Origin of the sequence: Roseicitreum antarcticum (genome assembly GCF_014681765.1) — a bacterium.
Taxonomy (GTDB): Bacteria; Pseudomonadota; Alphaproteobacteria; order Rhodobacterales; family Rhodobacteraceae; genus Roseicitreum; species Roseicitreum antarcticum.
In genome coordinates this window covers 353673-374358 of the sequence record NZ_CP061502.1, presented here as the reverse complement: position 1 = coordinate 374358, position 20686 = coordinate 353673, and the positions used below count along the sequence as shown (strand labels likewise).

The window sequence follows — 20686 nt, the reverse complement described above, 5'->3', positions numbered from 1 at the left end:
AGCGAAACAGAGTATGTTCTGCGCTTATCAATTGACGGAGACGATTTATTGACCAACGAATCGCCCGCCCCCAAAAGGCCGCGTTCGCGGCGCGCGTTTCAATCATCCGTGAAATTGGAAGACGTTGCGCGCCTTGCCGAAGTATCCACGGCGACAGCATCACGCGTGATCAATTCGCCCAATGCCGTCACTGAAAAGACGCGCGCGCGCGTAGAAAAAGCCATTGCAGAGCTGGGCTGGATTCCGCACGGTGCGGCACAGGCGTTGGCCAGCCTGCGGACGCGGACCGTTGGTGCGCTGATCCCGACACTTGGACACCAGACGATCGCCACCATGCTGGAAAGCCTGCAAAAATCGCTGGGGGATGCCGGATATACCTTGTTGCTGGGCCGTCCAGATGCGTCGCGCGATCGCACGATCGTGCAAGTCTCCAAGATGATCCAGAACGGTGTGGAGTGCCTGGTTCTGATGGGCGAAGATCACCCCCCCGAATTGTTCGAGATGCTGGAGCAGCGGAGCATCTTCCATGTCATCGCTTATACCACGGGCGCGGGTGAGCGCACCAACTGTATCGGCATCGACAATTACGACGAGATGTCCAAGATGGTGAAGTACCTCTTGGATCTGGGCCATCAATCCTTCGGGGTCATCGCCGCCAATTTCGATCACAATGATCGTATCCGGCTGCGGATCAATGCGATCCGCGACACCTTGGCCCGCGAAGGCATAGCCGTGCGGCCACAGCATTTTCGTGTGGTGCCGCAATGGACCATTGCTTGCGGCCGTGAGGGAATGCGTGCGATCCTTGAACAGGACGCGCGCCCCACTGCCGTGGTCTGCACCAATGACTACCTTGCGTCCGGCGCACTGATAGAGGCACGCGCACGCGGACTCTGCGTCCCCGACGATATCAGTGTTTCAGGCTTTGACGACAACGAACTGGCATCTCATATCGACCCGCCCCTGACTACCGTCCACGTTCCGGCGGCAAGGATGGGCAAGACAATCGCGGATTATGTCATTTCTGCCCTCGACGGTGGCGAAGCGGCCTTGCCAATCCGGCTGGATGCGCAACTTATCATCCGCAAGTCCACCGCCGCGCCCAAGGTATAGGGGTGTTACCGGGCGCTGTCTGGGATCGTTGCGGCGATAAGCTGGTGGATATTTGGGGCATCGGGCAGCTCATGACAGCGCGTGACAAGAACACGGGCCTGGGCGGGTGACAGCGCCATCTCAAATAACTCAAGGGCTTTAGCTTCGATTTGCAAGGCGCTCATTGGATTGTCTTTGCGACCCAGCACATGCAATCCCTGCCGTGCCGTTAGGGTCCCCGCTGGCGTGTCGACCTCCACACGCGCTTCGAAACGGTCCTGATCCGCATCAGGCGGCAGGAAGGTGATTTTCTGGCCGAGGCTCTTGACGTCCGGGGCTTTCATCCGGGACTCGTCATGTGACGCGGCGAATGACAAGCCATTGTCCAGGATCGTGACGGCCAAACAGTAGCGCAGGTTCAGGTCCGGCATGCCATTTTCATCGCCAATCACCTTGTACCAATCCTGCGCATAGCGGATGCGCACCGCTGTGATCGCGTCAGGCTGCGGGTTGGCTCGCGCCAGAATGTCTTCCAGCGCTGAAATCGGGGCAGCAATGGGAAAGCCTACGCTGTATTTCTTGATGTCGGTCTCTAGGATGCGAAAGTCACGTCCCAACCCCCGATACAGGGCAGCGGGTTGCATATCCGCGGGCATTGCGTCGAAAAAATTCCGGTCTGCAGGGCTCAGGACATCGCCTGCGCCGGTGAAACCTGCCCGGACCAGTGCCGCCACCTTGACGGCATTGCTTGCGGGCATCCCTGCGAACACGTAACTTTTCAGCGTGTGCGCGCGGTCCAGCCGCCATGTCGTCAGGCCGGACGCCTCCTGCACCAGATAGTTCAGCAGCACCAGATACTGGTCTTCGTCAAACTTCATCAAGTTCCCGGCAGCAAAGCCCGCGCCAAATAACGGCCCCCAGGCGTGACAAGACAGCGAAGACCGGGCAAAGCTCATGGCGGGCGCCATGGCTTCACCAAAGCGAATGGTCATCTCGTATCCCAGGTTGACTGCGCGCAAGAATGCCTCGCCCGAGGCACCGACCTCTTCCGCGACGCTTAGTGCTGCGGGCAGAACGCCGCAACCGGGATGGGTCTGGCTGGTCTCGTGCGAATCGTCAGATTCATCGGCATGCGCTGCCATGCCATTGGCGAGGGCGGCCTCGATCAGCGGCACCCGCAACGCTGTTCCCAATACCGATGCCGAACCCCTGCCACCAAGCCCCGCAACATATGCTTGTCCCGCGCGACCTGCTTCCAGTGTCGCGCCTGATACAATGGCGCTCAGCGTGTCGATTACATGAAGCCGCGTCTTGAGCGCGACATCCGCCGGGATCTCGCGGTCTTGCCAAGTGGCGGCGTGCCGGGCGAGTGCCCGGCCATGGTTCAGCGTCTCAGGCATAGTGCCCTCCGTTCACATGTTTCAGGGGAAGGCGGGAGGCTAGGGTTTGGGTGTCTGAACCCGAACGAAGGCGTCCGCAGATGAAAGGCTTTGCTGCGCCGCCGTGGCGACACAGACCAGATGCAACGCCAGATCAAGCTGCGCACTTTTCCCGTCAGATCTGCCCGAGATCTCCTGCAAAAGCACATCTGCCGCTTTCCTGAAGGTCTCTTTCCGATTGTACGGCAGACTTGGCAGCTCAACCGTCTTTCCATTCTGGAAACGATAGCTTTCGGCCAGCTTCACCGATGCGTCCCGCAGGTTCAGGCCAAAGCTGGACTGCCCGCCATTGACGTGACGGCAGGTAAATTCATAGGTCCCGTCGTCCCCGAGCGACGCGGCGATTTCCGCAATGGGCCCCAACACTGAAACAAGGACGGATAACCCATGCGGCGCCGCATCCCACAATGCGCCATGCTCTTCCTGTCGCCATGCCGAACCTGCGTAAGGCCCGTCCAGCAACGCGCCAGACCGGAATGTCGCAAAGCCTTCGCGCGGATTGATCGCGCGGGCTTCGGAAACGAAGGCATCCATCTCGTCGACAAACATGCGGGTCAGGAAGCACAGGCCCGCCACCTTGTTTTCCGCCAAACCGCGCAGAATCGTCAGTGCGCCATCGATGGTTGGGCCCAGCGGCTTTTCCAGTATCACATGCTTTCCGCGCGCGATGGCGATGGGCGCAAGTTCGGCCTGGACTGACGGTGGCACGGCAAAGGACACTGCGTCGACGGCGTCAAGCATCGAGTCGAAGCTGTCAAAGGCGGTGATCCCCAAGGGATCGGCCAGCGCCCTCGTACGTTCAGGGGTCCTGCCCCAAACGCCTGCAACCGTCAGATCGCTGTGGGCCATCAGGCCCGGCAAGTGAACCTGCTCAGCCCAGAAGGCAGTTCCGCAAACGGCAAACCGGATGGTCACGATGGTATTCCTTTCTCAGGGCCGGGTCATGTGACTACCGCGCCCTGATTTTTCATTCAGTCGAAGGCAATTGAGGGCAGCCACGTCGCAAGCGGTGGAATGAACAGGATGATCAGTGTCACCGCTATAAGTGCCAAAACGAATGGCAGAATGGCGCGGGATGCTGCACCGACGGATATCCTCGCAATTCCTGCGGCAATGAACAAAAGGGTGCCAACGGGCGGGGTCACCCCACCGATCAGGCAGGCCACGACAACCACGATACCCGAATGCACCGGATCATAGCCCAGCGTTGAAAAGACAGCCGCCAAAGGTGCTGCGAACATGATCAGCACGGCAGTTGCGTCAATGAACAAGGTCAGGAACAGCAAGAGTGCGATGACAAGCAGCATCTGGATTTCAGGCACGGAGCTGACCGTCGAAAGCATGTCGATCAGGGTTGACTGAAATCGTGCACGGGTCAGAAGGTTGGCGAATACCGTCGATGCAGCAAGGATCATCATCACCATCGCCGTGGTGTACCCTGCGGTCATGAATGCCGCGCGCAGACGTGCCCAGGTAAAACTGCGATAATAAATGCTGCCCAACACCAGAATGGTGACAACGGCAACCACGCCCGCTTCGGTTGGGGTGAAGAACCCGCCGACGATCCCGCCGATGATGATGACGGGCACCACCATTGCCGGTCCAGAATCTTTCAAGATCAGCCAAAAGCCACTCAATGTGCGGGGTTTCGCGTTGGCGTCATAGCCGATCCCCAGCCGAATGGCCTGAAAATGTGCGACCAGCATCAGCGCCAATCCGACCATGATACCGGGAATGATTGCACCCACGAACATCCGCCCGGTCGAAACCCCGGTGAGGAACCCATATATGATCATCATCGTGCTGGGCGGGATGATTGATCCAATCACGGACGAAGCGGCTGTTACTGCGGCGGAATACGCTGCGGGGTAACCTTGGGACCGCATCGCGGGGATCATCATCGACCCGGTCGCCGCAGCATCGGCCACAGCCGACCCTGTGACGCCACCAAAAAGCATCGAGGCCACAATGTTCACATGGGCCAGGCCCGCCCGCAGATTCCCGACCATGAAGGCTGCAAGCGCAGCGATCCGGTCGGTCAGCTTGCAGGCCCCTGCCAAAGTGCCCGTTAGTACGAAGAACGGAATGGCCATCAGCGGGAAAGAATCGATGCCGCCGAACATGCGGCTGACGACAAGGCTTAGTGGAATGTTGCCCTGCAAGATTATCGGGACCAAGGCGCCGAGACCGATAGCGAAGGCAATCGGCACGCCCAGGACAAGCAGAATCAGGAAGGAGCTGAAGAGTATGCCGATCATTTGACTTCTGACCTTGTGGTATAGGGTGAGTTTCTGTCAGTCAGCCTGTGGCTGAGCTGCGGTCGAATGGCCGGTTAGTTCCAGATAAATCAGGCGCAAGGTCTCACACAGCATGATGAACGCACCAACCGGAATGGCGGCGTAAGCATATGTCATGGGTATCTGCAAAGACGCTGATTGCTGTGCGTAATTCGAAATCGCCAGCTGTGTTCCATAGTAGACCAGCACGCCCTGAAACAGGATCGACATGATGTAGGCGAAGATGAACAGCGCGCGGCGCAGCCCCTCGGGCACGGCGAGCGCCAGCATATCCACGCTCAGATGCACACCAAAACGCATGCCCACACCAGCGGCCAGAAACACCACCCAGATGCTGACATAGCGGGTGATCTCCTCAGCCCAGAAAATTCCGCCCACGCCGGGGATGAAACGCATCATCGCCGAGGTGAACGTCAGGCCGACCATGACGCACAGCCCAAGGATAATCAGCGCTTCGACGGTCTGTATGTAAAACTTCGTCATATCGTGATCCCTTAGATGATGTTTCTGATCGGCGCATGGGGGCATAAAACAAAAAACGGGCCCGAACCCCGCCAAGGTTCGGGCCCTGAAGTCGGCTTATTGCTCAGCTGCGGTTTCGAGCATTTTCTGATAGACCGCATAGACCTCTTCGCCCTTGCTTTTGATGTACTCGTCCATCGCAGCAAGAACCGGTTCGCTGAAGGGCGCTGTGTCAACCTCGATGATTTCCACACCGCTGTCACGCATCGTCTGCATTGCAGCAGCTTCGGCGTCCTTGTGCAGCGAAAGCTGGTAGGCGGCAGCGTCTTGCGCGGACTCGTTGATCACGGCCTGATGCTCTTCGCTCAGCCCGTCCCACCAACCCTTGTTCACAACCATCGGCTGCGGGTAGAAGTTGTGGCGCGTCACAGTCAGATAGTTCGCATTCTCGTAGAACCGGCTGGAAACGATCGTCTCCGAGGTGCCTTCGACCGCATCGATAACACCGGATTCAAGCGAGGTATACACTTCGCCAAGGCTGATCGCCGTGGGCGTTGCGTTCCAGCTTTGTGCCAGCGCAACGAACAGGGGGGTTTGCGGGATACGCAGGCGCAGCCCCGCCATGTCGTCAAATTCCCGTACCGGACGGGTCGACAGCAGGTTGCGCGGCCCCTGGTACATGTAGCCGACCAGATGGAAGCCCTGTGGCTCCATGAAGGCGTTGAGGTCGTCTGCAATCGCGCCAACCACGGTGGCCAGCTCTTCTAGGTTGTCGTAGGTGTAGAAGGCTTCCATCACCTCGATCTGCGGCACGAATGCGCCTGTTCCGGGCAGGCCGCTCAGCACCATTTCAAGGCCGCCGGCGCGGGTCATCTCTGCCATTTCGCGTTCCGAGCCCAGCTCTTCGGCGTAGAACACCTGAACGTCGATTTCGCCGTTCGACCGTTCTTCAACGAGCCGCTCAAACTCTGCGCTGCCCTGCGAAATCGTGTGGCTGGTCTGATATACCGTGCCCACCCGCATCGTGACGTCAGCAGCGAAAGTGGCTGCCGTCGACAATGCAATAACCGATGCTGCACCAACGATGATGTTAGAATATCTCATATGTTCCTCCCTTGGCACGATATGCCATTTCCTGTTTTGACTACGAGGCCGCTGCGCCCCAGACCTGCGACAAGATGGAATTGTGCCCGCTTGATGCCAAGTCTGAATCCGCGCCTCCCGGCAGAGCCCCATTCTGTAATCGCTTACATAGATGGCAAGCTTGTCTCTGCGGGTCAATCATTTTTTCAGTATCTTGTGATTTTCGGCGTGAATGTCCGTGAATGGTAGCGGCGCACAAGGGTGATGGCAGGCATTGTCCGCGGTATTCCTGAAGGGGTCTTCCGTTCCGCATGTTCCGGAACAGCGATGATGCGAATCATCTGCGCGCACCGACTCGGCTTATGGTTGCGTGGCGCAATTCGCCTGAAACAACGCTAAACTGTCAGTTCTGCTGCGGGTTTTATCCTAGAATACCAACCGGTGACGGGCTGTCCCGGGCCGCCGATCCTGGCGCCACTGCAGCCAGGCTTGCAAGACTCAGCGCGTGAACGCTCAGGCACAGCGCCTCCCCCCTCTCTGGACGCAATTGTGCGTCTGACATTCCGCGTGCCAGCTGATGCCCCCAACACTCAACAAGCAGAATTGCTGCTCCAAGGTCTTGTGCAAAGCGCTTACATTGCTATTCTCTGGCGAAATTCTCCAGCAAAGTGGAAAAGACCAATGCATTTGAATGCCTCCGGCAGCCGCAGCCATAAAATCGCGAAAGTTGATGTGCACCTGGTATCGACCCCTGTCACAGGCGGGCTTGCCGATGCGACGCGCAAGGTGGAATGCGTGGGCTTCACCGTCGTGCGTGTGACGACCGATCAGGGTCTGGAAGGGCTCGGCTTGACATATCATGAGGTCGGCGGCGAAGCCACGCGTGCGCTGATCTTGAACAATATCGCCCCCAAGATCATCGGGCGTGATCCACTGGAAACCGAGGTAATTTGGGAAGACCTGTTCCACTACCTGCGCGGGGTGGGCCGCAAGGGGCTGACCTTTGGCGCACTCAGCGCGGTTGATCTGGCTCTGTGGGATCTGAAAGGCAAGATCGTCGATCTGCCGCTCTATCGCTTGCTTGGTGGAAACCGGACACGCGTGCCGATCTATGCCAGTGGCGGCTGGACGTCCTACAGCGACGATGAACTGGTCGCTGAAATGCAGGACATGGTTGCGCAAGGCTACAAGCACGTCAAATTCAAGGTCGGTGTAGACGGCGCAGCCAATCCTCGGCGGGATGCAGTGCGGGTCCGCAAAGTGCGCGATGCCGTGGGGCCGGACATCAAATTGCTACTCGACGCAAACAACTGCTGGGATGCCGCAACTGCCGTACAATTCGCGAATACGGTGCGCGAATGTGACATCATGCTTTTCGAAGAGCCCGTACTGGCTGATGACATTCCCGGCCTTGCCCGGTTCAAGCGCGGCACCGACATCCCATTGGCAACAGGCGAGCATGAATACACCAAATATGGCGCTCGCGACCTGATCATCGCTGATGCCGCTGACATCATTCAAATCGATGGCACACGAGCGGGTGGCTACACCGAAATGCTGAAAATTGCCGGGATGACGCAGGCATGGAACCTGAAATTTGCACCTCATGCGATGGAGCATATGCATCTGCATCTAGTCAGCGCCGTCCCGAATGCCCCGTTCCTGGAGCGACTCCGGCTGTTTGAGGATGTGACCGACAAAGTGTTCAAGGATGCGCCTTTGCCCGTAGACGGCTATATGACAGTACCTGATTTGCCGGGCCATGGCTTATCGCTGGACATGGATTTCATCCGCGACGCTGACGAAGCTGTCTGACACGGTCCCCTTCGGGGGTGATGACTTCACACGGTGCTGCCGCTGGTCGGAATGATCGCGGTGGCGTTTCGGTCGATGATTGGGGCGGGGCAGCGGTAGGCTTCCAGAGCTGTCTGCGCCGCTCCATTCGTCCTGGGGTTGCGTCCAGCAACCCGGTTGGACCGGGGCTGTCGCCGCCTGGCCAATGGGCTCAGGTGATCGAAGGTCTGCGCTTCCCTGGCCCATTGTGCGCCACGTCCATGCTGCCACAGCATCGACGAACCCGAAATTTTCCTTTAATTGCAATAGTCTTGGTCTTGATGTGCGGGGCACGCCGTCCGCCCTGCCGTTTGGGTTTGTTTGTTTCCATCAGCCCCCGTTTACCCAAAGTAAAGCAATGGCCAAGGGTCTGTGGCGGGGCCGTCTGCTGCTTCCCTCGCACACGCAATGGTGTCCGGTTGTGTTCGGCCCGGGGCCTGAATTGATCTCTGCTGCCATTGCGCACGGGGCCGTGTCGGATCATTTGTGTACGGAAGGCAAACCCGCTGCGGGATGCCTGTCGGGCAGTATTTCGCGTCCGGGTCGTTTATCGGGAACCAGATCCCGCCGCGGCGCGTTTTGCCATTGGAAGTATAAAAAAGGAGTATGGACATGAACATGATCCGTGTAATCGCAGGCGTATCGGCAGCAGGTGTTTTTGCGACATCCGCAGTCGCGCAAGACTATTCGAAAATGGCCGATCCGGTTGTCGAGCCGACGGTTGCCGTCGCACCAGTATCGGCACCGACCTTTGACTGGAACGGCGCTTACGCCGGTGTTGGTCTGGGCTATGGCAGCATGAGCTTTGACGGCCCCGCTGACAGCCAAAGCTCGGCTACGGGCGCGCTGTTCGGCGGCTACCGCTATGACACGGGCAACTATGTGTTCGGCACCGAGCTGGTTGTGGTCCCCGGCTTTGGCGATCCTACCCTGCCGGGCGGTGATGAGATCGATTCGGGCGCTTCGCTCCTGTTCTCGGCCGGGATGCCGGTAACGCAGGACCGTCGCACGCTGGCCTATCTCACGGCCGGCCCGTCGATGATCCGCACAAGCGGTGCTGGCGGGTCCGATAGCGCCGTCGGCGCAACCGTGGGTCTGGGCGTCGATCACATGATCACCGACTCGATGATGCTGCGCGGCGGTCTGTCCTACACGTCGATCGACGATGTGGGCAGCACCAACCTGGAAACCGGCACCACGAATGCGTCCGTCGGCATCGGCTTCAAATTCTGAAGTTGAACCACGTCTGACGTAAGCTGTTTGCGGCCCCCGAGCATCTGCCCGGGGGCCGTTTTCGTTTGGCAACGCGCTGTCTTGTCCCGCGTGCTTTATCCAGACGCATCCTGTGGCGGACCGCGCCAGTGCAGCGCCTTCTCGAACAGCGCAAACAGGATCAGGCTTTGCGCGGCCAGCACCATCAGGGCTGCGAACATCAGGTCGGTCTTCCCGCGCCCGTTTGCCATCAACATCAGATAGCCCAGCCCGCGCGACGATCCTACCCATTCGCCGATCACCACCGCGAACGGCGCGTAGATGATTGCCAGCCGCAGGCCCGACGCCAGCGCGGGCAGCGCATGTGGCAGTTGCAAGAACAGCAGGCGGCGCAACGGTGTCGCGCGCATCAGTTGGGCCATATCCGCCAGCGCGGGCGGCAGGCGCATCAGCCCATCAAAAAACGCCGAGGTGACGGGGAAATATACCACCAGCATCACCACCACGATCTTTGACGCCGCACCATACCCCAGCCACAACGTGATGACTGGCGCCAGCGCGAAGACCGGCACCGCCTGCGCAAAGATCAGCATGGGGCGCAGCAAGAGCCGCGCGCCGGGTGACAGCGCAAGGTTGAGCGCGCTCAGAACCCCCAGCGCCACCCCCGCCGCCAGCCCGCTCAACAGGTTCAGGGCGGTGAAACGTGCATGCTCCGCCAGCATCCCGGCGTTTGACATCAGCGCAGCCGCCACCCGCCCCGGCCCGGGCAGGATGAAGGGCGGCACGCCGCTGGCCCAGACAACGCCCGCCCAGATCAGCAGGGCCACGGCCAGCGCCAGCCCCCCGCGCAACAGCGTGGAAAGAAGCCCGGTCATGCAGGCACCATGCCGTGCAATTGCGCCAGCAGATCTGCCTGCGCCCGCTGCACGGCTGGTGCTCGGTAGTCGCGGGGCGTGGGCGTATCCGGCAGATGCAGCGGCTGAGTGGCATCTTTTTCCAGCAGCCAGCCGCAGTGCGCCATGCGCACGGCCTCCAGCGGGTCATGGGTAATCAGGATCACCGTACGCCCTGCCAGCACCCGCGCGGCCATGTCCTGCATGGTCAGTCGCGTGGCAGCGTCGAGGGCCGAGAATGCTTCATCCAGCACCACGACCGGGCAATCCTCGATCAGCGCGCGGGCCAGTGCGACGCGCTGGCGCTGCCCGCCGGAAAGTTCGCCGGGGCGCCGCCCTTCCAGCCCGCGCAGGCCCAGATCGGCCAGCAAGCTGCGGGCGCGCGCCAGATCGGGCCGGGTGCCCCGCAGCCGTGCCCCGATGGTGACATTGCCGACCAGATCGGCCCAGGGCAGCAACTGCCCGTCCTGCGCCACCATGGCGACCCGGCCCGCCAGTGGCTGCCCGTCGCTGGCGCGCAGACTGCCCGTCAAACCATGTGCCCCGGGCAGCCCGCCGATCAGCCGCCCGATGGTAGATTTCCCGATGCCCGACGGGCCCAGAAGGCAGCTCCACTGCCCCGCTGGCATGCTCAGCGCAAGGCCGCGCAACAGGGGCGCGCCCGCCATGGTCAGATCACCGCACAACGTCAGGCCCGGGGCGGTCATGTGGCGCAGGGGTCTTCATGCCCCAGCAGCCCCATCTGCCAGAAGCCAACCTCCAGCCGGGTTGCGGTTGCAAAGCGCCCCGTCAACCGGGCAAAGCGCGGCACGCGCGCCCAGTCCGTGCCCAGCCTGTGGTCCAGCGCGCCGTCGATCAGCGCGCCCACATCGCGGCACAGCGCCTGATATTCCGCGCCACCATAGGTGTCGATCCAGCCTGCGTATGGCCCACCGCTTCCCGCCAGTCGCGCGCCAATCTCGCCATAGCCCAGCACGCAGGGCGCAAGCGCCGCCATCAGGTCCAGAGAATCGCCCGAATACCCGGCCTCCAGCACATAGCGGGTGTAGGCGAGGGTTTCGGGCGCCTCCAGCGTTGCCTCCAATGCCGCCGCGTTGATCCCTTCGCCCGCGCAGATCTGCACATGCAGCGGCATCTCATGGTGGACCAGCGCGTGAACCGTGGCAGATGCCGCCTGCATCTCGGCCAGCGTATCGGCCTTGGCGGCGGCCAGCGCCCAGGCGCGGGCAAAGTGGATCAGGAAGACATAATCTTGCCGCAGGTAGTGCAGGAAGGCCGCCCGGGGCAGTTCGCCCCGGCGCAGTCCTTCGACAAAGCCATGATGCGTATAGGCCTGCCAATCGGGCGCAGCAGTGCGCCACAACGCAAAGGCGCGGCCATAATCGGGCGCGCTCATGGAACCGCACCGTCCAGCGCCGTCACATCCAGCGCCAGTTCTCCGACGCCAAGGCCGCCGGGTGTTGCGCCGCGCGCGGCCAGAAACGCCTCGAACCGTGCATAGCGGCCCGCGTCCAGCGCGGCGGGGCGGGTGGCAAAGCGCGGCCATGTATCGCCCCACGCGCGGGCGTTCAGTTCCGTCTGCAGTTCGGATGCGGTGGCGGCAAAAGTGTCCCATGCGGCATCGGGCTGGTTCAGGATATAGCCCGCCGCGCGTTCTGTCGCATCCAGAAACCGTGCGATGGCGCCTGCATCCATGTCCGCAGGACTGGCGACATAGATCAGCTCATCATAGGCGGGCACGCCCTCGGCCTCGGGGTAGAAACAACGCCCTTCAATGCCCTCAAGCGCCAGTTGGTTCAGCTCGAAGTTTCGGAATGCGCCGATCACGCCATCCACCTGCCCCGACATCAAGGCGGGCGAGATCGACCAGCCAATGTTGATCTGCTCGACCTCTTCGGGGGCCACGCCGTTATGCGCCAGCATGGCATCCAGCATCACCTCTTGCACGCCCGCGACGGCGAAACCGACCTTGCCGCCGCGCAGATCATCGACGCTGCGCACCGGGCCATCGGCCAGCACCACAAGGCAGGTGAGCGGGCTGGAAATCAGCGTTCCGACCCGGCGCAGGTCCAGCCCGGCATGGCGGCTGAGGTGCAGTTGCGGCTGGTAGCTGACCGCCAGATCGACGCGCCCCGCCGCGGCCATGCGGGGCGGGGCGTTGGGGTCCGAAGGGGTGACGATCTCTACCTCCAGCCCGGCCTCGGTGAAATACCCCAGTTCCTGTGCCAGAATGATCGGCGCATGGTCGGGGTTGACGAACCAGTCCAGCATCAAGGTCAGCCGGTCCTGCGCGGCAGCAGGGGTGGCAAGCGTCGCGCAAAGCGCAACAGTGGAAAGCAGACGGTGCATGGTGTTTCCTTTCAGGGGGTGGGTGTTTCAGTCGTTCAGCGCCAGCAGCGCGATGCGACCCGGCCAGTGACCTTGCAGCACCTGCCCGGCGTTATGGGCGCGCAGCCCGGTGCGGCAGGCCAGCACGACGCGGGCGTCTGGCGGCGGGGTCAGGCGGGTGATCTCCTCGGGCGGGATATGGCGCGCGGATGGGCTGAAGGGCGCGGCCTCGGTTCGCAGGTCGATCAGCAGATCCTGTGCCTCGGTCTGGCTGCGCGCGATGAAGGGCAGCGGGCGGTCTGGTTCCGGCGCGCCGTCAAACCGGAAACCCGCCATGCGCCAGTTACCCGCATCCAGCCGGATCAACTGTCCCAGCGGGCTGGGCGTCAGGCCCAGCACCACCGACAGCGCCATCTGCGCCTGCAACGCGCCGACAGCGCCGACCACCGGCCCCATGACACCCGCAGTGGCACAGGTGGCCGCGCGGGCGGGCAGATCGGGGAAGATGGCGCGCAGGCTGGGGGCACCGCCGCAGCATCCCGCGACATAGCCTGCCAGCGCCAGGGCCGAGGCGGTAATCAGCGGCCTGCCCAATGCGGCGCAGGTGTCCGACAGGGTCAGGCTGGCCGCGAAAGTATCGGCGCAATCCAGCACCACATCGGCCGCAGCGACCAGCGCGGGGGCATTCGCCGGGTCCAGCCATTCATCACGCAGATGCAGCCGTACGAGCGGGTTCAGCGCGGCAATGGCATCGGCCGCGGCCTGAACCTTTGGCTGGCCGGTCTGATCCATGCGGTAGATCGGCTGCCGGTGCAGGTTTGACACCTCTACCCGGTCGCCATCGACCAGCGTGATCTGGCCCACGCCCGCGCCCGCAAGATATTGCAGCACCGGCACGCCAAGACCGCCCGCGCCCACCACGAGGACATGGGCGCGCCCGATCCGGTCCTGCCCTAGGTCGCCGACCTCGGGCAGCAGGCTCTGGCGCGTGTAGCGGCTCATGCGCAGACCCGCAGCCAGTCGCGGATGCGCCCCTCCGGATCGGTGTTCAGCGTGATGTCGGTGACGGCGGAAACCACATCGGCCCCGGCGGCAAAGGCCCCGGGGGCGCGTTCAACGCTCATCCCGCCAATCGCGATCAGCGGGATATCTCCGATCAGGCGTTTCCATTCAGTGACCCGCGCCAGCCCCTGTTCATGCCACTTCATCTGCTTCAGGATCGTCGGATAGACCGGCCCCAGCGCGATGTAATCCGGCGCCAGCGCCAGCGCGCGGTCCAGTTCCGCGCGGTCATGGGTGGAGATCCCTAGCCGCAGCCCGGCGCGCCGGATTGCGGGCAGGTCGGCAGTGTCCAGATCCTCTTGCCCCAGATGCAGCCAGTCTGCACCTTCCTCGATTGCCAGCTGCCAGTGGTCATTGACCACCAGCGCCGCGCCATGCAGACGCGCCAGCACCAGCGCGCGACGCATCTCGGCCCGCAGGTCCGCGCCGTCAGCTTCCTTGATGCGCAGTTGCACCAGCTTGACGCCCAGCGGCAGCGCGCGTTCCAGCCATGCGGCGGAATCGAAGATCGGATAGAACCGGGGCAGTTTCACAGCATCACCTTTCATCACAACCACGCCTTTCCAATGACCGGGGTAGACGGCGCGGCCATGTCGCGCGGGGCCATCGGGTCGGCAGCATGGGCCAGCGCGCCCGCCTGCGCGGCCAGCGCGAAGCCGCGCGCCATCGCGACCGGATCGCCCGCCTGCGCCACGGCAGTGTTCAAGAGCACCGCGTCAAATCCCATCTCCATCGCTTCCGCCGCATGGCTGGGCATTCCCAGCCCCGCATCCACCACCATCGGCACATCGGGGAAAGCCGCGCGCAGGGTCTTCAGTCCATAGCGGTTGTTCAGCCCCAGCCCCGATCCGATGGGCGCCCCCCAGGGCATCAGCACCCGGCACCCGGCCTCAAGCAGCCGCTGTGCCAGCACCTGATCTTCGGTGGTGTAGGGAAAAACCTCGAACCCCTCGGCTATCAGCACGGTCGCGGCGTCCAGAAGGCCGAAGGGATCGGGCTGCAAGGTATCGGCATGGCCGATGACCTCCAGCTTGATCCAGTTCGTCCCGAACAGCTCGCGCGCCATGTGGGCGGTGGTGATCGCTTCGCGTGCGCTGTAGCACCCGGCGGTATTGGGCAAGATACGCACGCCCAGATCGCGGATCAGCGCGCCGAACGCCTGCCCCTGCCCGCCCTCGCGCCGCAATGAGACGGTGGCCACCGACGCGCCCGACGCGCGGAAAGCTGCCGCCATGATCGCGGGTGACGGGTATTGCGCCGTGCCCAGCATCAGGGGCGTGTCGAGTGTGACGCCGTAAAAATCGCGCATCGCCTCAGCCCCCCTGCATCGGGGCCAGGACTTCCAGCCGGTCGCCCTCGCGCAGCGTCGTGGTGTCCCGCGCCGCGCCGGGCACGAACGCGCCGTTCAGTGCGGTCGCCACGCGCGCCGCGCCCCAGCCGAGTTCCGCCAGCACCCCGGCCAGCGTCGTGGCCTTGATGTCGCGCGCGTCGCCATTCACTTCAATCCGCATGGATCAGATCTCCCTTGATGCCTTTGGTCAGATAATCCGCCGCCTGCTGCGCCAGCGCGGGCGCCATAAGATAACCGTGCCGGAACAACCCGTTGAGGTGCAGAACCCGCCCCCGCACCACCCCGCGCGGGATGTTGTCGGCGAATGCCGGGCGCAGGTCGGCGCCGGTTTCCAGCACCTCGGCCTCGGCAAAGCGGGGGTCCAGCGCATAGGCCGCGCTCAGCAGTTCCAGCACTGACCGCGCGCTGACACCGCGCCGGTCCGCGCTTTCGATCTGCGTCGCACCCAGCATGAAGCGCCCGCCTGCGCGCGGCACGATGTAGAGCGGGTGGCGCGGGTGCAGCATCCGTACGGGGCGCGATAGCTGGATTTCGGGCGCACGCAGCACAACCATTTCGCCCCGCACACCGCGCAACCCCGGCAGATTTGCGGCCATGCCGCGCGCATCAATCACCGGGCCGGGGGTGGTGTCGGGCGTGGCCTCGGCCTGCGTGATCGTGATCCCCCTTTCGGCCAGCGCGTGCACCAGCCCGGTCAGTGCGACGCGCGGGTCCAGATGCGCCTCGGACGCGTAAAACAGCGCTTGCGGATGGGCACCAAGGCTGGGTTCCAGCGTGTGCAGTTCCGTTGTGATCCGCCGATGCCCGGTGGTGCGGCGGGCAAAACGGTCAAGCTCGCCCGCGTCCCGCGCCGGTGCCACGACGATTGATCCGTTGTAGGCGACGTCGGTCACCTGCGCCCACGCGGCCGCCGCGTTCTGCCCATGCGCCACGATGGGCGCCTCGGCCACAGCGCCTTCGCAAAACGGCGCCAGCATGCCACCGGCCCACCACGAACAGCCATGCGGGCCGGGCGGACCGTTGCGGTCGATCAGGCGCGGGGTCAGCCCGGCGCGCGACAGCGCATATGCCGCCCAGAGGCCCGCGACGCCCGCACCGATAACGGTGACATCAGTCATGGCGCGCCCCCTTTCGGATGCCGGGTGCTGGTTCCACGGGCCAGAGCGCATGGAAATGATGCACCGGCCCCGCGCCCTGCCCCACGCGCAGCCCGTCTGCCGCCGCAATCGCGCCTTGCAGATATGTGTGGGCCCGGGCCACCGCGTCATGCAGTCCCATGCCTTGCGCCAAGCCCGCCGCAATCGCCGCCGAAAGCGTGCAGCCGGTGCCATGGGTGTTGCGCGTGGCGCGGCGCGTAGCGGTCAGGCGGGTCACGCCAGCTTCGGTGATCAGCAGATCCACGCAGGTATCGCCCGCGCCGTGTCCGTCCTTCATCAGCACTGCCTGCGGTCCCAGCGCGCGCAGCGCGTGGCCCTGCGCGGTCATCTCGGCCTCGGAAGTTGCGGGGGTGGTGGCCAGCAGATCGGCAGCCTCGGGCAGGTTGGGCGTCAGCAGGGTCGCCATGGGCAACGCCAGGTGGCGCAGCGCCTCGACCGCGCCCGTGGGCAACAGCCGGTCGCCCGACTTTGCCACCATCACCGGGTCCAGCACCACAGGCAGCGTGCGGCCGCGCAGGCCATCCGCGACCGTTTTGATCGCCTCGGCACCGCCCAGCATGCCCAGCTTTACTGCCCGCACGTCCAGATCGTCGAACACTGCGGCGATCTGTGCTGCAATCATCGGGGCGCTTGCAGGTTCGACCATCGTGACCGAGCGGGTGTTCTGCGCGGTCAGCGCGGTAATCACGCTGGCGCCATAAACACCCAGCGCCGAGAAGGCCTTCAGGTCCGCCTGAATGCCCGCGCCGCCGCCGGAATCCGACCCTGCGATGGTCAATGCGATGGGGATCAAGTTGCCTCTCCTCGTGTTGGTTCGGCACATGAAACCAACGTGGGAAAGACGGAGTGGGGGCGTTTGCACCCTATCGTTACCGTTTCCTACGCCGGTATGAGCCGGATCAGGTTCGATGGGTTAGCTTTCGCCTCTCAGCCCCAACACGGGGCACCCCAACGGTTATCCTTTAGACGTAGGGTCTATTTTCCGGCTTGGCAAGGGGGCGTCGGCGGCGCGTATCGGACCCGCGTATTGTATCACCACGCCGCGCCCCGCAGTATGTTGCCCGGACGCCCATCGGACAGTGAAGGAGCGCGAAGGTGCGCAAACAGATTGATTCTCGCCAGCTGCGGGTCTTGCAGGCGCTGCTGGAAGAATGCAGCGTCACCCGCGCGGCAAGAACGCTCGACCAGTCGCAGCCCCATGTCAGTCTGACGCTGCGAAAGCTGCGCGACATCATCGGTGATCCGATCCTGGTGCGCAGCGGGTCCAAGATGGTGCTGACCGAACGCGGGTTGGGTCTGCGCGCGCATGTGCGTGGCGTGCTGGACGGGATCGACAAGATCGTGAGCAGCCCGGATGATTTTGACCCCGCGACCTCGACCAAGGCGTTCCGCATCGCCTCGGCCGATTGCATGGAAGCGATCTTTTTGCCGCCGCTGATCCAGCGCTTGCATGTGCAGGCCCCCGAATCGCGCGTGATCGTGCGCGGTATCGACGCAGGTTTCGACTATGCCGAAGCGTTGGAGCGGGATGAACTGGACGCGGTGATCTGCAACTGGCCCGGCGCGCCGAGCCATCTGAAAACCGCGCATCTGATGACCGAGGATATCTTTTGCCTGATGGGGCCGCAGCATCCGCTGGCCGGACGCGAACACCTGTCCATCGACGCGTATCTGGCGGCGGCACATATCGCACCCGTGGCCAGATCGCGCGCCGATCCCGGCCCGATCGACATGCAATTGGCCCAGCATGGATTGCGGCGCAATATCCAGACCATGGTGGCCGAATTCAACCTTATTCCGCACATTCTGATGGGCACTGATTTAATTTTCACCTCTAGTGCCCGTTTTTCAGGCTATTTCAGTTCGCTTATGCCGCTGCGCAGCGTGGCCGCCCCGACCGAGGTCGGATCATTGCGATTCTACCTGTTGTGGCATGAGCGTGCGCAGTCAGATGCGCGCAATATATGGCTACGCGGCCAGATTTCTGCGGTCGCCCGGTCTTTGTCCGCCATGCCCGCCAAAGCGATGCACCATAACAGTTAGTATATAAATAATGTAAACGACCGCCCGCTTGTGGCGGTCTGATGACGTGGTAGCGTTTGGGGGCCGGCCCGTTGTGGGCGGTCCGCCAGCCCCATCCCGGGCGGCGGTGTCTTGAAGCAAGGGCCGCTCGATGTCGCACTCGACCTTGAAATCAACGCTTGAATCCACGTCCGAGGAAAAGGCCGGCCGCTGGTCCGGGCGCAACGCCGACAAGGACCGGCTGCGCGCCGAGATCTGGTCCGGGCTGGAGGCCAGCGGGCTGAGCATCGGCCCGGTCTGGAGCCGTATCTCGAACTGGGTGGGGGCCGAAGTGGCGGCCCGCAACCTGTCGGAGCTGGACATCTGGAAGCGCGCCAAGGTGGTCAAGTGCAACCCCGATCCGCCGCAGATCGCGGTGCGGCTGCGCGCGCTTTACGATGGTAAGCTGTTGTATATGCCGGTGCCCGAATTCGGGTCGGGTGAATTGCCCTGGGTGCTGCTGGACCCCGCGAAGCTGGAACGCGACGGCGTGCAGTTCGAGATGGCCGCCACCTCGCAAGGGGCGGTGAGCGTTGGCCAGAAGCTGGGCTTTGAGGATATTCAACCGCTGGATATGGCTGTCTGCGGCTGCATCGCAGTGACCCGCGCGGGCGGCCGCACCGGCAAGGGCGGCGGTTTCGCCGACCTGGAGCTGGGCCTGTTTCGCGATCTGGGCAAGATCACTGCCGACACGCCGATTGTCACCACGGTGCATTCCAGCATGGTCGTCGAGGATACGCGCCTGCCGATCATGGCGCATGACTCGCTGCTCAACTGGATCGTGACCGAAAAGGAAGCGATTGAGACTGCGCCGCACGGGCGCCAGCCCGGTGGTGTCGTCTGGGACATGGTGCAGCCCGATCAGCTGGAAGACATCTGGTTCCTGAAAGATCTGAAAGCGAAAATTCTGGCATCGAAGGCCGGTTCAGCACCAGACCCGAAGGCATAGCCCCGCAAACCGAAGTGCAAAACACTTTCTGCAAAATTCTGAGAAACGGGCGCACCCAAAGGGCCGCGCCGCGAGCACCATGACCGGCAGGCAGACCTTATCCGCGGATAAGATTTCGGCCCGGCCTGAAGGGAGGCGATACGAAGGGGCTGCGCGGTGATTGCCGCGCAGCCCCACCCGGCGGATCAGGAGGGCCCGCCGTGACGGATAAACACCCAAAGCGCCAGCCAATGGCGATATTCCCCAACAGATGGAGCAACCATGTCCCAGATCCCCCCCCGTTCATCCCACCTGGCACTTTCCCGGCGCAGCCTGTTGCGCACCGGCGCGGCGGCGGCAGCCGCATCGTTGCTGCCGGTGCGCGGCCTGCTGGCCCAGACGCCGCTGGTCATCGGCGCGATCTATGTCGGCCCGCGCGATGACTTTGGCTGGAACCAGTCCCATGCCGCCGCGATGGACATTCTGCGCGATGTGCCGGGTGTGACCGTGGTCGAGGAAGAGAACGTCGCCGAGACCAATGCCGTCACCCAGACGATGGAATCCATGATCAACCTGGAAGGCGCGAACCTGATCCTTGCGACCTCGTTTGGCTACTATTCGCCCTTTGTTGTTGATCTGGCGTCAAAATATCCTGAGGTTCAGTTCCGCCATTGCGCGCCCCTGTGGAACCCGGAAACCGACCCGGTGAACGCGGGCAGCTATTTCAGCTACCTCAATCAGGCGCATTATGTGAACGGGGTCGCTGCGGGGCTGTCCAGCCCCACCGGCCTTTTGGGCTTTGTCGCGGCCAAGCCCGTGCAGACGGTGCTGTCCAATGTGAATTCGTTCCTGCTGGGCGCGCGGTCGGTTAACCCTGATGCAATGGTCCGGGTGATCTTCACCGGCGAATGGTCGATGCCGGTGCGCGAGGCCGAGGCGACAAATGCCCTGATCGACGCGGGCTGCGACGTGATCGGCTGTCATGTGGACGGCCCCAAGGTGGTGATCGAGACCGCCGAGGGCCGGGGCGTGCGCAGCTGCGGACATAATGCCGACCTGTCGCCGCTGGCCCCGAACGGCTTCATCACCGGCGCGGAAAGCAAGTGGGAGACCGTCTATACCTCTTACGCCGCAGCGCTGGCGGCGGGTGAGGCGCCGCCGAACATGATCTCGGGCGGGTATCATAACGATATGCTGCGCAACACGGCCTTTGGCGCCGGGGCGACGGCGGAGGCTGTTGCGGCCGCTGAGGCCGCGATTGCGGGGCTGAAGGCCGGCACGCCGATCTATGCAGGCCCGTTGAACGACAACCGGGGCAACCAGGTGATTGCGGGCACGCTCGACAATTACGCGCCCGAGCTGGAAAGCATGGACTACCTTCTGGACGGCATCATCGGCTCTACCACCTGACGGATTGCGGGCCTGCCTCTGATACGCAAAGGCAGGCCCCAGACACTTCACCGTCAAGCCGGAACCCCTTAGGCTGCG

21 protein-coding genes and 1 riboswitch are annotated in these 20686 nt (G+C 63.1%); of the genes, 6 read left to right on the top strand and 15 right to left on the bottom strand.

Going from position 1 to position 20686, the window contains the following annotated elements:
• Window positions 1-108: 108 nt before the first annotated feature.
• Window positions 109-1113 (top strand): LacI family DNA-binding transcriptional regulator, encoded by a 1005-nt coding sequence (locus H9529_RS20260; protein ID WP_176847038.1) that lies wholly within the window; start codon window positions 109-111, stop codon window positions 1111-1113.
• Between the two features lie 5 nt (window positions 1114-1118).
• On the opposite strand, the gene H9529_RS20255 is transcribed toward H9529_RS20260, so the two are convergent.
• The 5 genes from H9529_RS20255 to H9529_RS20235 form a co-directional block, all read right to left on the bottom strand.
• Window positions 1119-2492, bottom strand: a complete 1374-nt coding sequence (locus H9529_RS20255) for an MmgE/PrpD family protein (protein WP_092888386.1) — start codon at window positions 2490-2492, stop codon at window positions 1119-1121.
• Window positions 2493-2531: 39 nt separating this feature from the next.
• Window positions 2532-3446, bottom strand: a complete 915-nt coding sequence (locus tag H9529_RS20250) for a Gfo/Idh/MocA family protein (RefSeq protein WP_176847040.1) — start codon at window positions 3444-3446, stop codon at window positions 2532-2534.
• A gap of 56 nt (window positions 3447-3502) precedes the next feature.
• A complete protein-coding gene (locus H9529_RS20245) occupies window positions 3503-4789 on the bottom strand; it encodes a TRAP transporter large permease (RefSeq protein ID WP_092888392.1) in 1287 nt (428 codons plus the stop codon).
• Between the two features lie 36 nt (window positions 4790-4825).
• Window positions 4826-5311, bottom strand: coding sequence for a TRAP transporter small permease (locus tag H9529_RS20240; RefSeq protein WP_176847042.1), 486 nt, complete (start codon window positions 5309-5311; stop codon window positions 4826-4828).
• A 96-nt stretch (window positions 5312-5407) separates the two neighbouring features.
• Window positions 5408-6394, bottom strand: coding sequence for a TRAP transporter substrate-binding protein (locus H9529_RS20235; RefSeq protein ID WP_176847044.1), 987 nt, complete (start codon window positions 6392-6394; stop codon window positions 5408-5410).
• A 528-nt stretch (window positions 6395-6922) separates the two neighbouring features.
• On the opposite strand from H9529_RS20235, the gene H9529_RS20230 reads away from it, so the two are divergent.
• Both H9529_RS20230 and H9529_RS20225 read left to right on the top strand, forming a co-directional pair.
• Entirely contained in the window at window positions 6923-8188 is a 1266-nt protein-coding gene (locus H9529_RS20230; protein WP_218132129.1) for a mandelate racemase/muconate lactonizing enzyme family protein, read from the top strand.
• A gap of 630 nt (window positions 8189-8818) precedes the next feature.
• Complete coding sequence (locus tag H9529_RS20225) at window positions 8819-9439, top strand: outer membrane protein (protein ID WP_176847046.1); 621 nt, start codon at window positions 8819-8821, stop codon at window positions 9437-9439.
• Window positions 9440-9534: 95 nt separating this feature from the next.
• Here the strand turns inward: H9529_RS20225 and H9529_RS20220 are convergent, their stop codons facing one another.
• Genes H9529_RS20220 through thiD form a run of 10 tightly spaced genes read right to left on the bottom strand, consistent with a single transcriptional unit; the run spans window position 9535 to window position 17032 of the window.
• On the bottom strand, window positions 9535-10293 hold the full coding sequence (locus tag H9529_RS20220; protein WP_092888407.1) for an ABC transporter permease: 759 nt from the start codon (window positions 10291-10293) through the stop codon (window positions 9535-9537).
• Window positions 10290-11018: an ABC transporter ATP-binding protein gene (locus H9529_RS20215; RefSeq protein WP_092888410.1), complete on the bottom strand. Its 729-nt coding sequence runs from the start codon at window positions 11016-11018 to the stop codon at window positions 10290-10292. Before H9529_RS20215 ends, H9529_RS20220 begins: the two co-directional genes overlap by 4 nt.
• Window positions 11015-11707 (bottom strand): TenA family protein, encoded by a 693-nt coding sequence (locus H9529_RS20210; protein ID WP_092888413.1) that lies wholly within the window; start codon window positions 11705-11707, stop codon window positions 11015-11017. The genes H9529_RS20215 and H9529_RS20210 overlap by 4 nt, the downstream gene beginning before the upstream one ends.
• The gene (locus H9529_RS20205) at window positions 11704-12660 is read right to left on the bottom strand and encodes an ABC transporter substrate-binding protein (RefSeq protein WP_092888416.1); all 957 of its coding nucleotides are present in this window, start codon (window positions 12658-12660) and stop codon (window positions 11704-11706) included. The genes H9529_RS20210 and H9529_RS20205 overlap by 4 nt, the downstream gene beginning before the upstream one ends.
• Window positions 12661-12687: 27 nt before the next feature.
• Window positions 12688-13641 (bottom strand): ThiF family adenylyltransferase, encoded by a 954-nt coding sequence (locus H9529_RS20200; protein ID WP_092888419.1) that lies wholly within the window; start codon window positions 13639-13641, stop codon window positions 12688-12690.
• Window positions 13638-14234 (bottom strand): thiamine phosphate synthase, encoded by a 597-nt coding sequence (locus H9529_RS20195; protein ID WP_092889186.1) that lies wholly within the window; start codon window positions 14232-14234, stop codon window positions 13638-13640. Before H9529_RS20195 ends, H9529_RS20200 begins: the two co-directional genes overlap by 4 nt.
• Window positions 14235-14248: 14 nt before the next feature.
• Window positions 14249-15010 (bottom strand): thiazole synthase, encoded by a 762-nt coding sequence (locus tag H9529_RS20190; RefSeq protein ID WP_092888422.1) that lies wholly within the window; start codon window positions 15008-15010, stop codon window positions 14249-14251.
• A 4-nt stretch (window positions 15011-15014) separates the two neighbouring features.
• On the bottom strand, window positions 15015-15212 hold the full coding sequence (thiS, locus tag H9529_RS20185) for a sulfur carrier protein ThiS (protein WP_092888424.1): 198 nt from the start codon (window positions 15210-15212) through the stop codon (window positions 15015-15017).
• Window positions 15202-16170, bottom strand: coding sequence for an FAD-dependent oxidoreductase (locus H9529_RS20180; protein ID WP_092888427.1), 969 nt, complete (start codon window positions 16168-16170; stop codon window positions 15202-15204). The genes thiS and H9529_RS20180 overlap by 11 nt, the downstream gene beginning before the upstream one ends.
• Window positions 16163-17032, bottom strand: a complete 870-nt coding sequence (thiD, locus tag H9529_RS20175) for a bifunctional hydroxymethylpyrimidine kinase/phosphomethylpyrimidine kinase (RefSeq protein ID WP_092888430.1) — start codon at window positions 17030-17032, stop codon at window positions 16163-16165. Before thiD ends, H9529_RS20180 begins: the two co-directional genes overlap by 8 nt.
• A gap of 36 nt (window positions 17033-17068) precedes the next feature.
• A riboswitch (TPP riboswitch) is annotated at window positions 17069-17170 on the bottom strand.
• Between the two features lie 134 nt (window positions 17171-17304).
• Here thiD and H9529_RS20170 point away from each other — a divergent pair.
• The 3 genes from H9529_RS20170 to H9529_RS20160 all read left to right on the top strand — a co-directional run bounded on the left by H9529_RS20170 (window position 17305) and on the right by H9529_RS20160 (window position 20608).
• Complete coding sequence (locus tag H9529_RS20170; RefSeq protein ID WP_092888432.1) at window positions 17305-18252, top strand: LysR family transcriptional regulator; 948 nt, start codon at window positions 17305-17307, stop codon at window positions 18250-18252.
• 130 nt (window positions 18253-18382) lie between these two features.
• A complete protein-coding gene (locus H9529_RS20165; protein WP_092888435.1) occupies window positions 18383-19219 on the top strand; it encodes a 5-formyltetrahydrofolate cyclo-ligase in 837 nt (278 codons plus the stop codon).
• Between the two features lie 261 nt (window positions 19220-19480).
• The gene (locus H9529_RS20160) at window positions 19481-20608 is read left to right on the top strand and encodes a BMP family ABC transporter substrate-binding protein (RefSeq protein WP_092888438.1); all 1128 of its coding nucleotides are present in this window, start codon (window positions 19481-19483) and stop codon (window positions 20606-20608) included.
• Window positions 20609-20686: the final 78 nt, after the last annotated feature.